The 14,106-nt window shown below is 45.2% G+C and carries 8 protein-coding genes; 5 read left to right on the top strand and 3 right to left on the bottom strand.

Going from position 1 to position 14,106, the window contains the following annotated elements; translation table 11 throughout:
• The first annotated feature begins 57 nt into the window (after positions 1 to 57).
• Complete coding sequence (locus AAFP14_RS07565) at positions 58 to 1,479, top strand: CHAT domain-containing protein (RefSeq protein WP_341731677.1); 1,422 nt, start codon at positions 58 to 60, stop codon at positions 1,477 to 1,479.
• A gap of 165 nt (positions 1,480 to 1,644) precedes the next feature.
• The gene (locus AAFP14_RS07560; RefSeq protein ID WP_341731676.1) at positions 1,645 to 3,723 is read left to right on the top strand and encodes a hypothetical protein; all 2,079 of its coding nucleotides are present in this window, start codon (positions 1,645 to 1,647) and stop codon (positions 3,721 to 3,723) included.
• A gap of 2 nt (positions 3,724 to 3,725) precedes the next feature.
• Here the strand turns inward: AAFP14_RS07560 and AAFP14_RS07555 are convergent, their stop codons facing one another.
• Positions 3,726 to 4,670 carry a hypothetical protein gene (locus AAFP14_RS07555; RefSeq protein WP_341731675.1) on the bottom strand — a complete coding sequence of 315 codons (945 nt, stop codon included), beginning with the start codon at positions 4,668 to 4,670 and terminating at the stop codon, positions 3,726 to 3,728.
• 661 nt (positions 4,671 to 5,331) lie between these two features.
• Between AAFP14_RS07555 and AAFP14_RS07550 the strand changes: the two genes are divergently transcribed.
• Positions 5,332 to 7,335: an iron uptake porin gene (locus AAFP14_RS07550; RefSeq protein ID WP_341731747.1), complete on the top strand. Its 2,004-nt coding sequence runs from the start codon at positions 5,332 to 5,334 to the stop codon at positions 7,333 to 7,335.
• A gap of 180 nt (positions 7,336 to 7,515) precedes the next feature.
• Here the strand turns inward: AAFP14_RS07550 and AAFP14_RS07545 are convergent, their stop codons facing one another.
• Positions 7,516 to 8,766 carry an FIST signal transduction protein gene (locus AAFP14_RS07545; protein WP_341731674.1) on the bottom strand — a complete coding sequence of 417 codons (1,251 nt, stop codon included), beginning with the start codon at positions 8,764 to 8,766 and terminating at the stop codon, positions 7,516 to 7,518.
• Between the two features lie 388 nt (positions 8,767 to 9,154).
• Between AAFP14_RS07545 and AAFP14_RS07540 the strand changes: the two genes are divergently transcribed.
• Together AAFP14_RS07540 and AAFP14_RS07535 are read left to right on the top strand one after the other, a co-directional pair.
• On the top strand, positions 9,155 to 9,391 hold the full coding sequence (locus tag AAFP14_RS07540; protein WP_341731673.1) for a Calvin cycle protein CP12: 237 nt from the start codon (positions 9,155 to 9,157) through the stop codon (positions 9,389 to 9,391).
• Positions 9,392 to 9,627: 236 nt separating this feature from the next.
• Positions 9,628 to 10,248, top strand: a complete 621-nt coding sequence (locus tag AAFP14_RS07535) for a DUF3177 family protein (RefSeq protein WP_341731672.1) — start codon at positions 9,628 to 9,630, stop codon at positions 10,246 to 10,248.
• Positions 10,249 to 10,352: 104 nt separating this feature from the next.
• Here AAFP14_RS07535 and AAFP14_RS07530 read toward each other — a convergent pair whose 3' ends face one another.
• On the bottom strand, positions 10,353 to 13,754 hold the full coding sequence (locus AAFP14_RS07530) for an ATP-binding protein (RefSeq protein WP_341731671.1): 3,402 nt from the start codon (positions 13,752 to 13,754) through the stop codon (positions 10,353 to 10,355).
• Positions 13,755 to 14,106: the final 352 nt, after the last annotated feature.

Genomic DNA, 14,106 nt, shown 5'->3' with positions numbered 1-14,106 from the left:
CTCTTAAAACCTGTGCTTTTCTTAAGGGTTGAAAATGTCAATTATCGGTCTAAAAAAATGGACTACCAATCCCAACATACCCGCCATAAAAATAAAATTAAGCAAAGAATCAAGACAGCATTCTTTTACTGTTTAATATTCCTATTTTTCTGGTGGAGTACAGCTAATATTGGCATCCTGGCCCAGCCCCAAGTCACAGGGGGACTGAATGGGCAAGAAATGAGAAAACTCCTCGACGAAGGCAACCTCGGCGAAGCTGTTACTAGAATCGAAGAAGACTGGGAAGAAGACTATCAAAAATACTTGATAGAAAACTTTGGGGCGAGATCGAAAACAGCCCAAGAAATCGCAAATACTCTATCTCGCCTCGGAGTCAAAACCAAGAAAAAACCAGCTTTGATTTATGCGATACCGCGCACAGACCAACTAGAACTAATATTAATTTTGCCCGATCGCGCGCCCATCCTCCGCAGCGTACCCGAAGCACAACTCAAAAACTTAAGGCAAGTAGCCCAAGAATTCAGCAGCGAAATTACCAACCCCAGAAAAATCAACACTACCAGCTATTTAGAACCAGCACAACAACTATATAAATGGATCGTAGCCCCCTTAGAAACAGAGTTACAAACAGCAAAAATTGAAACCCTACTATTCTGTGTGGGCGAAGGTTTGCGGACTTTACCATTAGCAGCAATGCACGACGGAGAGCAATTTTTGATCCAAAAATATAGCATCGCCAGGATTCCCGCCTTCAAATTCACAGACATTAATTACGCCAACCTCAGAAACACCCAAGTCCTCGCAATGGGGGCTGCAATTTTTTCCGAAACATCCAACCAAGAACCCCTACCAGCAGTCCCTTTTGAATTAAGGGCGATCGCCCAACAGTGGCCTGGTCAATCATTTATCAACGAAGACTTCACCATAGTTAATTTGCAATCTCAGCGACTGCAAAAAAGATACGGCATTATCCATCTCGCCACCCATGCAGAATTCCGGTCTGGATCTCCCAAAAACTCCTATATTCAATTTTGGGATACTCAACTGGGACTGGATCAAATGAGAGATTTAAAATGGAATAATCCGCCCCTAGAACTATTGGTATTAAGTGCCTGTAGAACAGCCATAGGAGACAAAGAAGCAGAACTAGGATTTGCGGGCTTAGCGCTGCAATCAGGAGCAAAATCAGCCCTGGCTAGCTTATGGTACGTCAGTGATGCCGGCACCTTAGCGCTAATGACCGAGTTTTACCAGCAATTAAAAGTCAGCAAACCAAAAGATCCTCCCATCATTAAAGCCGAAGCGATGCGACAAGCACAAATAGCTGCGATTCAAGGTAAAGTCACCATCGAAAACGGTCAACTGCGAAGTTCCAGAGGGGAAACATTCTTGCCCTTGTCTATTCCGCAAATCGATAGCAAAAATTTATCCCATCCATACTATTGGGCAGCTTTCAGCATCATCGGCAGTCCTTGGTGACTGGGCTGATTTGAAATGGTAGATTTGGGATGAAAAGAAGAACCAGCCGTACCGATTTTGGATTAAAGTGTAAAACATAGATTAAATTAATGCCTGTAGCTGTCCTGAAATAACCCACCGCGAACCTTGAAGGAAGAAAGCGGAGATCTCCAAGGGAAAAAAATTATGAAAAAATTAGAGTTTTTGCTACAGAAAGAAGGCGATCGCGCCTGGTTGCCCCTAGAAACCGCCGACGTGGAAATTCTAGAAGGTAGGTATCGCGTCGTGGCGCGGGTGCCACACGCCAACACCGACATCGAAATTCGCGTTAGCTACACATCACTAGATCAAGTACCACCACAGCGACAAGTCCAAAGTCGATCGACTCGCACCAATTCAGAAGGATTAGTAGTCATCATTCCCTACACCAGGCTAAAACCAGGCAAGTGGGAACTTTCCTGCTTAGCAGATCCAGAATCAAAACCAGCGAAACCTTGGCAATACGGCGTTCAGTTAGAAGTATTGCACGCAGAATCGGAAACCTCCCAACCACTAGAACCGATCGACCCCACAGAAGCCAGCAGTTCCCCAACAGACTCAGAACTGGCAGCAGCAGCCGATGTCGCCACACCCACCCCAGAACCAGAACCCGCTAAAATCCACCAATTCCCGATTCCCCAAGCATCTGGGCCCAAATCTCCCTACAACCTGCAAATCATCCTCGATCGAGAAACCTTCGTCACCCAACTAGGTCGCCCCTTAATTATTTCCGGCAAAATCGACCTTCCCCAACCCCCCAAAAGCCCCAGCAAAAGCGTCACACCAATCCCCGAATCCCAAACCGCAGAAATCAAAAAACTGATCGGTTCAGCGCAACTACAAATCTACCTACGCGATCCCCAAACCTCACAAGTTCTAGCAGAAATCCAACAGCCGATGCCAGAACAAGAGCCCCCTTGTATCTTTGGCTGCGTCACCTATATTCCAGCCGATTGCAAAAGCCGACTAATTTTAGGAGAAGCAATTCTGAGCATTGACAATGTATCCCTAGCCACCCAATTTTTCACAATTACAGCCCGTTTAGAACAGCTTCTCGATGTCATCAAAGAGGATTTCGGCGCACCACAAACACAGAAAGCCGAACCCTCCCTCATCAGCTCAAAACCTAGTTCGATAGCACCAAATCTATCTCTCCTGAAGCTAGTTGAAAAAACAGCGAATACTTCACTGACAGCAGCCGAGGAAACCAATGAAAATTTACCCCCAAAACTCAACAACCGTCAGGATAAAAGTGCTAGCAAAAAATTAGAATTACCAGGATTTGGTCGCAAACTTCCCGACAGCAACCGAGAAAGACTGCTATCAGAAATTGCCAAGGATGCTCAAACCGACCCAACCCCGGACACCCAAACACCGAAATTAGACTCAGCAACCCCACCTTCAGAAATCAAACAGGCCCTAGAAAAAGCCCCAATCACAGCAAGCGACCAAAAAGTTGAAAACACTCCCCAGCCAGAAACCCCAACCTCAGAACCTGAAGCCGCACCCACAAAAGAAGCATTTCAAACTTTAAAGGTGCAAAATCGATTTTGGTCGCGACTGAGTTCTTTCGTCAGCAGCGGTGAATCCCCGGAATGGCTAAAAGCAACCTCCCAGCAACCAACTCCCGCAGCAGCCGACGCAGAAAATAGCAGGGAAAAAATAGCCATTGTGGAAAACAAAACTCCCACACCACCGCCATCGGCAACTAGCGACTCTACAATTTCCCCACCCCAACCTACAAGTTGGGAAGCTAGAGAATTTGTGATCTTTGATGAACCAGCACCCCAGATCCAGAAACAGGCGACAACAAAAGCTACAAAAGTTGTTGAACCAGAAGTCAATCCCCTAACTCCCTACGTTTTGTCCCCAGACGAGTTAGTACCAATGCCGGTCATCGAACCTCCTAGAGAGATCGTCCCAGGGAAGCCAGTCACAGTCAGAGTGCAACTACCGGAATTAATGCCACGCATTTTTGTCAAAATTTGGGTGTACGATCGACAAACCTATGTAATTTTAGACGGGCCGCGCTGGATTACCGAATTTACAACTAATGGTTTGGGGAAACTCCAAGCAACGGCAGAGTTAGAAATTCCCTACGGCTGTCTGGAAATCGAATTTGAGGCGATCGCCGTAGAAATGCAAACTCAGCGGGAAAGCGACAAAATCACCGTTCACCGCCAAGTTTTACCACCATCGGGCCCAACTTTACCCCTCGAAGGTTAAAGTTACTTCGCTGTCAATTCGCGAAACTTCTTCTTAAACTTATTTTTATACACGTAGATCGATCGCTGCCAATCCTCAAATTGCAGAAACATTTCAGCGGACAAACCAGTGCGATTCCAGACATCTTCCTGGCATTTGCGGCGACAAAAATTCATCGGTTCCGAGTAAATTTTAGATGTTGATAAACTTGGTTTGGGCCCGCACCAGTGAATTACCGTTGCTGCGGTGCGATCGCCTCCAGGCCCGTTTTCTGCGATCGGAAATTGCTTTTTGAGCAAATCTTGGTCAAAATCCGGCATCAATAACTGCATATCGACATTCTGCACCCGCAGCCTCTTTTCCTGGGCCGCCCGGAAAATCATAAAATTCAAAAAACCCATTTCTCCGTACTTAAATATCCCCGGATGTGCCTGGGTAAAATCTAAAATTTCCACGTATTCCTCCAAGCTAAAAACATTCCGTTTAGCAAAGAAAGTACCTGTGCAGAAATAATTGGCTCGATATTGTTGCCAGTGAAAATTGGGGAAATACTTCTCCACACCGCCAAGATCAAAGAAAAATTTCGCCACATCCGCATCGGAATTTTCCTGACAAGGTTGGTCTATAATAAAATCAAATTCCTGAAAGTTAGCAAATTTGAGGACATCGCCCCAAACGATTGTATCTGCATCTAACACCAGAAAATTTGACCAAGGACTTTCCCAGAAAGCAATCATCTTTGTTTTGCCCCAGCCAAAACTTCTGTTCCTTAGCACGTCCTCCGTCACTTTGGTGCGATCGATAACTCTCACTCCATAGGACTTTTCTAAGGCACTGACAGAAAATGTGCCATCAATCAACAGACAAATCGGCACATCTCCTAGGAAATATCTGATACTAGCACAGCAACCTTTAGCAAACAGATAATCTTGGTCGCAGCAGGCAATAATAATGCCGAAATCTTCCATAAATCCTCACTCTTGTACTTACGAGGTTTGGCCACGATAGAGGTGGTTTTTCCTGTGCAAACCTATGTTGCTCAATCATACTGCAACCTCCAGCTATACCTAGGAGGCAGGTAGCACAGGCTACAAGGATTCAGCAGCCTAGGAAAAATAGACAAACAGGGCGATCGGGGGATGGGAATTATTAAGATTGCTTATACTGTTGGGAATTAAAAATAATTTGTTGATAATTCCCCAACAGAATCGATCGTACAACTCAATCCAAAGCCCCCAGATGTGCGGTAGATTCGACCCCCACAAAAATAATAAAAATTTTAGGTGGGAGACACTCCCGCAGATACTTTGGGTAAATCGGAGAAAAAATTGTGTTAAAATATTGCGATAGAGCAGATTATACTAAATTTCACACAGACATCACAAAATTCATAAGTTGTCAAGTGTGAGATGTCACAAAACATTTGCGGATCTATGTGCCTCGATCCCAGGGTTCTCGAATAATTCGAGAAAACAGTCCCCAAGGGAGCTAGCTTTAAATTCAGGTTAAAAACCTTGACAGATAGGCTCGCAAGCAGTAAAAGATATATTGTGAACAGGCAGAAACCGCAAAAACAAGCAGTTGGGACTTGCTGCTAAAGTTAAATAGAGTGTGATGGTGTGAGGAATGATGAATAGAACTTTTTGGAATTTACTGCTAGTATCCCCGGCCATTCTGGGATTATCCACAGTGGCTTCTGGCTCAGCCCTCGCTGTAGAATCGACCACAACGGCGGTCGCCGACCAGCTAGCAACAGCTCAGCCATCTGAGTCACAAATTGCAGCATTAGTAACAGAACCAGTTGCAGAACCAGTTGCAGAACCAGTTGCAGCAGCCCCTGCTGCCTCCGAGACTGTGGCAATCAATAGCAGCTCAGCAGTTACAGAGCAAAATTCAGCAGCGACAACTTCTGAACCCGCGATCGCACCAGCGATCGGCGCTAACTCCACAGAAGCAGAAAAACTGGCAAAAATCGAACCAGATACCAGTGCTGCCAAACTGCAACCAGTAACAGCAGCATTGCCCCAAGCATCAGACTTGGCAGTGCCAACCAGTCTGAATCCAGCGATCGAAAACGCTAAACTGCCAACATCCGCCCCAGCAGCTAAGGTAGAAGTTGCTCAGACTGCCCCGACACAACTGAGCAACCCGATCGTCCCAGTTGCTCCCCAAGCCCAACCCACAGAACAGTCAGGAGCCATGTCCCAAGTGACATCGGTATCCCAACTCTCCGACGTGCGGCCGACGGACTGGGCATTCCAAGCCCTGCAATCCCTAGTCGAACGCTACGGTTGTATCGCAGGTTATCCCGATGGTACCTACCGCGGCAACCGCGCCCTGACACGCTATGAATTTGCAGCCGGACTTAATGCCTGCTTAGACCAAGTAACTAAGCTAATTAGCTCCTCAACATCTACCTTCGTCACCAAAGAAGACTTAGGGGTTCTGCAACGCCTGCAAGAAGAATTTGCAGCCGAACTGGCTACCCTCCGTGGCAGAGTAGACGCTCTAGAAGCCCGCACCGCAGAACTCGAAGCAAATCAATTTTCCACCACCACCAAGTTGGCTGGAGAAGTGATTTTTGCCGCCAGCGACACCTTCGGAGATGGTATCGGCCTTCACGACGACAAAACATCCACCACTCTCGGCTACCGGGTACGGTTGAACTTAAACACCAGCTTTACCGGCAAGGACTTGCTCAGAACCCGCTTGCAAGCCCTAAACGTTCCCAACTACTCAGCAACAACCGCTACGGGTACTAACATGACTCGTCTAGCGTTTGACGGGAATGATAACAGCAATTTCCTACTAGACGAACTGTACTATCGTTTCCCGATCGGTAACGCTACAGTCTTTGTTGGTCCTAAAGGACTTGACCTGGATGAAATTGCAGACGTAGTTACTCCCTTTAACTCTACGGGTACTGGTTCAATTTCCCGATTTGGAGTTCGCAACCCGGCCGTATTCCGCGGTTCCCAAGGAGCTGGCGCAAGTTTGACTTACAACTTCGGCAACTTCCGAGCTACTGCCGGCTATCTGGCTGGCGACAGCGATGCTCCCAACCCAGCAAACGGCAGGGGTGTTTTCGACGGTTCTTTCAGCGCTTTGGCTCAGCTAGGCTTTTTTAGCAAGCCGTTTGATTTGGGTCTGACTTACACCCGGAAATACGATCGCGCTGGCGCTGTTGGCATCATGGGCAGCACGGGCAGTTCCTTGGCTAACCGGCCCTTCGGTCAATCAGCCACCTCAGCAGATAACTTTGGCGTGCAAGTTAACTTCAAACCCAGCAGCCGCTTTCAGATTGGTGGTTGGTACGGTTACACAAAAGCTGAACAACTGCGACGATCCAACAACGAGGCAACCATCCAAAACGCTGCCCTCACTGTGGCTTTGCCCGACTTTGGTCGTAGCGGCAACCTCCTCGGCTTCGTTTTCGGCGTACCCCCAAAAGTTACTGAGAGCGATGTCACCAGAAACCGCGACACCTCTTATCACCTAGAGGCTTTCTATCGCTTCCAAGTCAATGATTTTATCTCAGTGACACCGGGCGTTTATGTGATTATGAATCCTGAACACAACAACAAAAACGACGATATCTGGGTCGGACTCCTGCGGACTGTTTTTAGTTTCTAAGGTTTCCTGATATCTAGTTAAAAGAAAAAGCGGCAGATGACTGCCGCTTTTTCTTTTTGGGAATGGGGAATTCGTTATTAGTTATTGGTTATTGGTTATTTGTTATTTGTTATCGGTGCTGTGCCCTTCGACTACGCGAACGGGTCAACAGTCAACTGACAACAGTCAACCCTCAAGCAATTAGGAATTTTGACGGCAAATCCCAAATACGGAAGTGTAGCCGTGCAGAAAAGTGCTCCCGCCGACAGGACCAATTTCACCGTTGCAGAAAAAACCACTTAGGGGAATGTTGTTGAGGTAGCGGCCGAATAGTCGCGAGTCAAAGTTGGGTTCGCCGTACAGCCCTTCACCGCGCCCTAGACAAGAGAACATCAAAGCGCCTGCACTGGATGTACCGCTGTACTCGGCCGATCGCTGATACCGATCGAGCAGCATTTCTAGGTCTTCTGCGGAGGTGCGGGCATCCCGCAGGTGAAATTGGATGCGCTGTCCGAGACGGACTCGATCGCCGATCGCAATAGCTCCCACTTTGGGGTCTACTCCCAACAGATTTCGGATTAAAAAATCTCCAGGCTCCAGTACCAGCTTGAATTCATCGCTGACTACCCCCACAAACAGCGAGTGTTGGGCTAACTCTCTGTCTTCTTCACTCAAAGTTTGCACCAACTCTCGCAAAGCTTCCAAGGGCGATCGCTCCGTCCCCCCGAAGCCTGTATCGTTGGTTTGTTCTTCCAGTTTGAGTAAAATATTGCGCTCCCCTTCCGTCACCCGATACGGACGCCCGATCGGCCTACAGCCTTGAGCCACGATCGTTTCCAAAACTATATTCCCACTCAAAGCCACCCCAACCGTCCCTTCTCGGTAAAGCCGATAGTTGCAGAACAGCGCCACACCCCTAGTACCGTCCCCACCAGCCAGTCCCCCTACCTTCGGCGCGCCCGGATAGGCATAATCTAGCCCTTGCAGCAAATCGTTAATTTTTGACGAAAACGGATCGCCTAAGATGATAAACTGCGGTTCCTCCTGGGCTGGCACACCCAACAGATCCACCCAAGTATGGGGAGGACTATCTAAGTCCGGCATTTGTTCTGCTGCGACGTGAAAAGTTCTAACTTGCACTCCTGGCAACCGTGCCAGACTCAAACTAACCGCCGGAGAACCCTCTACTTCTTCCGTAAAGCCGTCTAGACCAGTTCCAATTACCCCTCCCCCACCACAGCCAATTACAGCAGGAATCGGCAGTAATTCTTGGAGTAAAGGCATCAGCCGAGAATATTCGCTGGCAAAGGCAGAGGAGATAAAGATCAGCCCCAAATCTGCTGGGCCTTCTAAGAGTCGATCGGCTTGTTCTATAACTTCTTTGAGGGCAGATTCTAAAGAGGGACGGGTGGATAAAGCGCTGACCCACTGCATTTCATTTTGGGTGTACATCTGGCACAACTTCTCTATAAAACTATCTTTTAGATTAGGTTAACCTGCATCGGCGTCCCCAGGACTCTGCTGTGGCGCGATCGACTTCCCCGACAAAGCTATCGTTGTGTTAAGATAAGTTAACATTGGCAGGATAAATCAGTTTGCTGTCCACTGTGCGATCGCTCAAATCTTAAAAGATCAAGCTCTATACAGTTTGACACGACAATTCCATGTAATGTTTTGATCAAAAGTCAGGTAAGCTCGACCTCAAGTAACGCTTGGGTCTTAGAAGGAATATTCCCTCTGCGTACCGGCAATAAGTAGACCCTCAACTGTAACACAGACAGTTCTCGATAGGTTCTATAGAGCAACAAAAACCTTTCCTCTATTGATGATATAGGTGAATATGACAACCACACCCGCGGGCAACATCCAAGCAAAAATTGAAGAAGAACTCGAAAACGCTCGTGCAGTCTGCGACGTAAGCGGCAGCACGTCTGGCGAGTGTGCGGCCGCCTGGGACGCAGTTGAAGAACTTCAAGCAGAAGCCTCTCACCAAAAGCAAGTTAAACCTAAGAATTCCTTTGAAAAATATTGCGACGACAATCCTGACGCTGCTGAGTGCCGCATCTACGACGAATAAAGCTGCAATTTAGAGATAGAAGCCAAAGGTGAGGGCAAAATTTGCCCTCAATCCTTTTCTTTACCTCGATCGCCAACAGAAATGTAGTCAAAAAGCGTCTGGTAGTTCGCACTACGCAGCCTAGATCTCCCAAAAATAAAGCAGCAACAGGAACATGACAAGATGTCCCAGTTGCTGATTTTTTGGCTTTTTTGTAGTAAGATTTTCCACAAATAAGTGAGTATATTTTCCCAAAGATGTTAAGTCTTTTATTGGCAGCGACCGGACCTTGGTTTCAACCGCTAGTCTGGATGGATTATCGGTTGTCTGTGTTATTAACGGTTTCGATCCCACTGGTAGTGCTGATTTGGGCTGTTTTTGCTTCATCTGACGCGATCGTCCGTTTGTTGATTATCTATTGGCGAGTGGCGAGTTTGCTAGCAATTACACTTTACCTAATGATCGCAGCCCTGCCTGTGGGCTTTGTGTCGTCGCCGATCGCCAGGGCTTTGATTCCTGCTAGTTTATGGTTTTGGGCTGATTTGAACGAAGAAATTGACGATCGACCCCCATCGCCTCTGAAACTGGCTTTTACTGCTTGGCGATGGGCGATTACTGTTTACAGCGGATTGGGTGCGATCGCTCAAATTCCCTTCTTAACTTGCGCCTTCCAATCTCAAAGTCAAATCATTGAGGAACCATTTTGCCGCATTTGGCTTGACCCACCTTGGCTGTACAAACAAATGTTTCACCCTAACACTAACCCTCAATTTTTGGGTTTTTTAGCGATGATAGGTTTAGCAATTTATGTAGTTTACTTATCCTATTTTGTGTTAATAAGACTGGGCAAACAAGGGCGATCGGCTACGGGTCAGTAAATTAATTAGGACCGATATCGATTTGGGTAACACCAAATTTTTGACAGTTGACAGTTGACTGTTAACTGTTGATTCCAAATCCCCATTCCTCAATCCCTGATTCCCTATTTTTCAGTCAAAGCTTCCACCCCTACCCAGCCATCCGGTGCTCCGTACATTCGATATTTGCGAGCTCGTTTGAAATAGAGCATTGCTACCTTATCTTCAGGATTAATTTGTAAAATATTCTGAAAGGTTTTTTGGGCAGAAACAAATTTTTGTTGATAGTACAAATCTAAACCTTGTTGAAAAATCTCCGCAGTTTGCTGTTTGAGTGCAATAGTTTGTTCTGTTTCTGTATCGTAAATCTCAAACACCGACACAGCAGTTGTTTTGCCTTGCACTGTGACTCGATCGACAAATCGGTACTTATATTGTTCGCGATCGCTCAAACCATAGATCACAGAATCACTAACTAAAATTCCCGCACCATAAACCTTAGTTAACCCTTCCAAACGAGAAGCCAGATTCACCGCATCAGCAATCACGGTACTTTCCATGCGTTCTCGCTCACCAATTGTACCCAACATTAAATTACCGACGTGTAAACCAATGCCGATGGAAATAGGACCCAAGCCACTTTCTTGTCGCTGTTGGTTATAAACATTTACTTCTTTCTGCATCTCAATGGCTGCTCGAACCCCATCATCAGGAAAAGTAGGAAAAAGTGCCATGACTGCATCCCCAATATATTTGTCAATAAACCCATTATTTTTTCTAATTGCTGGACTAACTCTGCCTAGATAATTATTAATAAAAGCAAAATTTTCAGTGGGTGTCATTTGTTCTGATAGCACCGTAAATGAGCGAATATCAGCAAACAAAACAGTCATGTTTCTTTCTTTATTTTCCCCTAATCTCACCTCAATAATACTAGGCTTTTCAAGCAAATTCAAAAAATCGTGAGGCACAAATCTACCGTAGGCTGCATTCAATTTTGCCAAACGAATTTGAGTATTAATTCTGGCTAACAATTCCTTTTTGATAAAAGGTTTAGTTACATAATCATTGGCTTCTAAGTTGAAAGCTTCTACCAAATCTGAGGTTTGATTTTTCGCAGTCAACATCAAAATCGGTAATTCCAAAGGCGAGTATATTTTACGAACTTCTCGACACACTTCATAACCAGTCATCCGGGGCATCATGACATCCAGTAACATTAAGTCAGGCTTAAATCCATTTTCTATCAAACTTAAGGCTTCCAGCCCATTGCTAGCTTGAGTAATCGCATAATTTTCGAGAGAAAGACTGTTGATTAACACCTGGATATTAATCGGCTCATCATCCACAATCAAGATTTTAATTTTATCAGTTTGGAGCTGTTCTTGATTGGCTACTGACTGAGAATCTATCATCGGTAATTCGGCTGCAACCGGATGATTGATTAAATTGCGATCGCCCTCCTGAGCCAGAAGGGGATACCTGCTGCTAGCTTCTGGTTGAGTTTCAGAGACTGGCAAAGTAAAGGTAAATTGAGAACCAACTCCTACAGTTGAAGATACCCGAATTTGACCTCCGTGCAATTCCACTAATTGCTTCACCACAGCCAAACCTAAACCCGTGCCACCAAATTCTCTAGCAGTGGAACCGTCAGCTTGTTCAAAGGATTCAAAAATTCGCTCTAATTTTTCCTCGGCGATGCCAATCCCCGTGTCGGATACAGTAATCGCTACTTGGGAATTAGGTATTGATGATTTTTCATTGTTCCTTAACAATTCTGCGGAAATTTCTACATTGCCACTTTCGGTAAATTTAATCGCATTACCAATTAAATTGTAAAGTATTTGTTCTAAACGATTTTCATCAGCCGCCACTGGCGGCAATTCTGGACTAATTGCATTGATTAACAGTAAGTTTTTTTGACCTACCAACGGCTTAGATAAAGTCAGAATTATGTAGACCATTTCCCGGATACCGACGGGCTTAATTTGCAGGTCTATACTTTTGTGCTTGAGTTGAGAAAAGTCAAGAATATCGTTAATTAAAGATGACAGTCTTTTGCCAGAGGATGAAATCAAAGCTAAGTTCATATTAGTTTTTTCTGGCAGTGTTCCGGTAGCACCATCTATTAAAGATTCTGCAATACCAATAATCCCGTTGAGGGGAGTGCGGAGTTCGTGGGAAGTATTGGCTAAGAATTCGTCTTTGAGTTTGTCCAGTCGCTGCAATTCGCTATTTTTAGTTTCTAAGGCGTTAAAAGATGCTTGCAGTTGTGCAGCCATACTATTAAAAGCTGTGGCAAGTATGCCTAATTCGTCGCTTCTATCTAGTTTTACAGTTCTGTCAAATTGTCCTTCAGACAAAGCTGTGGCTGCATCTTTCAGTTCTAGAATAGGTTTGACAATCCAGCGGGATGTCCAAATTCCCACCACTGTTGCCATCGCCAAAGCAGCTAGACACAGCAGCACTGTAGTGCGAGTGTTGGCATCAATCTGTGCCATAAAGTCGGCTTCGGGAACGACGACGACAATTAACCAATCTAAACCTTTGCCGTCTTTAAATGGCAGAACTTTTAAAAATTGCTGTTTCCCGTTGATGGCAAAATTGATTTGCTGGGAATTTTCAATTTGGTGCAAGTCTGTAAATTTAGTTGCTAAATATTTAGCTGTTGCTTGAGTTACAGCATCGCTACTTTCGGTAACTTTAAACAGTTCTTTTTGATTTTTTTTAGTCCTAAAAGGTTTTTCGGATGTCGAAGTTGCAAGGAGTATGCCATTTTTGTCTACAATAAATGTCTGACCTGATTTACCGATTTTGAGGCTATTTAAAAATTGACCTATGGCATCGAGACGCAAGGCTGTAACTAAAACCCCTTCTAGCTGTTTTTGGCTGTTGTAGACTGGTTTGAGGGCACTGATGATTAATGTTGGTTCCAGGAAGGATACGTAGACAGAACTCCAAGTGGCTTTACCTTCTAAGGCGGCTAAGGTATAAGAAGGATGTTGTCGGATATCAAAATTTTTGACAACGGCTGCTACTGTGGTCCGATCGCCTTTATCGTTGGTATGGTAGGAATGAAAGTCAAAACCTGTGGACGGACCTGATGCGTTAATCAATAAGGTCCCATCTGACATCTTTTCTCCCGTGCGATACTCTCCATTTTTATTGCCCAGCGACGTAAAATTAATGTAAGGGTATAGTTGCACTTGTCTCCACAGATATTTCTCCCAAGCTGACAAGTCTTTCATGTTCACAAAACCCAATGTCACAGCATCTTGTTTGCTTTGATTAATCTGGTGAGGAGTTTCTAGATAGGTTTTTAAATTTTGTTCAATGCGATTGCTGACTTCGCTCATCAATTGACCAGCCAGGTCATTTACTGATCTTTGGCCGTTTCTAAATGATAAATACCCCACCAGTCCCACGGCTGCAAATACTTGCAACACAAAGGGTACTATGACCACTGTTCGTAAATTAACTTTTCCTGAAAGTTGAGCAGCTAAATTTTTTAAAAAAAAAGTTGACATAGCAATCACTTATCTTAGAATAGTTAGTTGGGCGATCGGCTGGAATCTACACCCCTGTTAAGTGTTTTGTTTTTAAACTAATTATAAGTTGAATTTTGGGCGATCGAAGTCCTGAGTTGAGTACCCTTGGCAAACTGGACAGTCCTCGCACCTGGAAAGTGTCCCAAAGTAGGTAGATTGTCTCTGTTTCACCTCGAAGTCAAATAACCCTCCACAGTCTATTCACGTTTGGGGTCAAAATCAGGGATGGGATGACAAGTCTTGATCCCCTCGATCAAATTAGGAGTACCAATTATTAACCCTGAATGTATTATGACTGAGACAATCTAGGTAAAACCGGATAAAACTTTAA

It is taken from the genome of Microcoleus sp. EPA2 (genome assembly GCA_020882975.1).
Lineage (GTDB): Bacteria > Cyanobacteriota > Cyanobacteriia > Cyanobacteriales > Microcoleaceae > Microcoleus.
The sequence above is the reverse complement of the archived record's forward strand: the minus strand, read 5'-3'. Positions and strand labels throughout refer to the sequence as shown.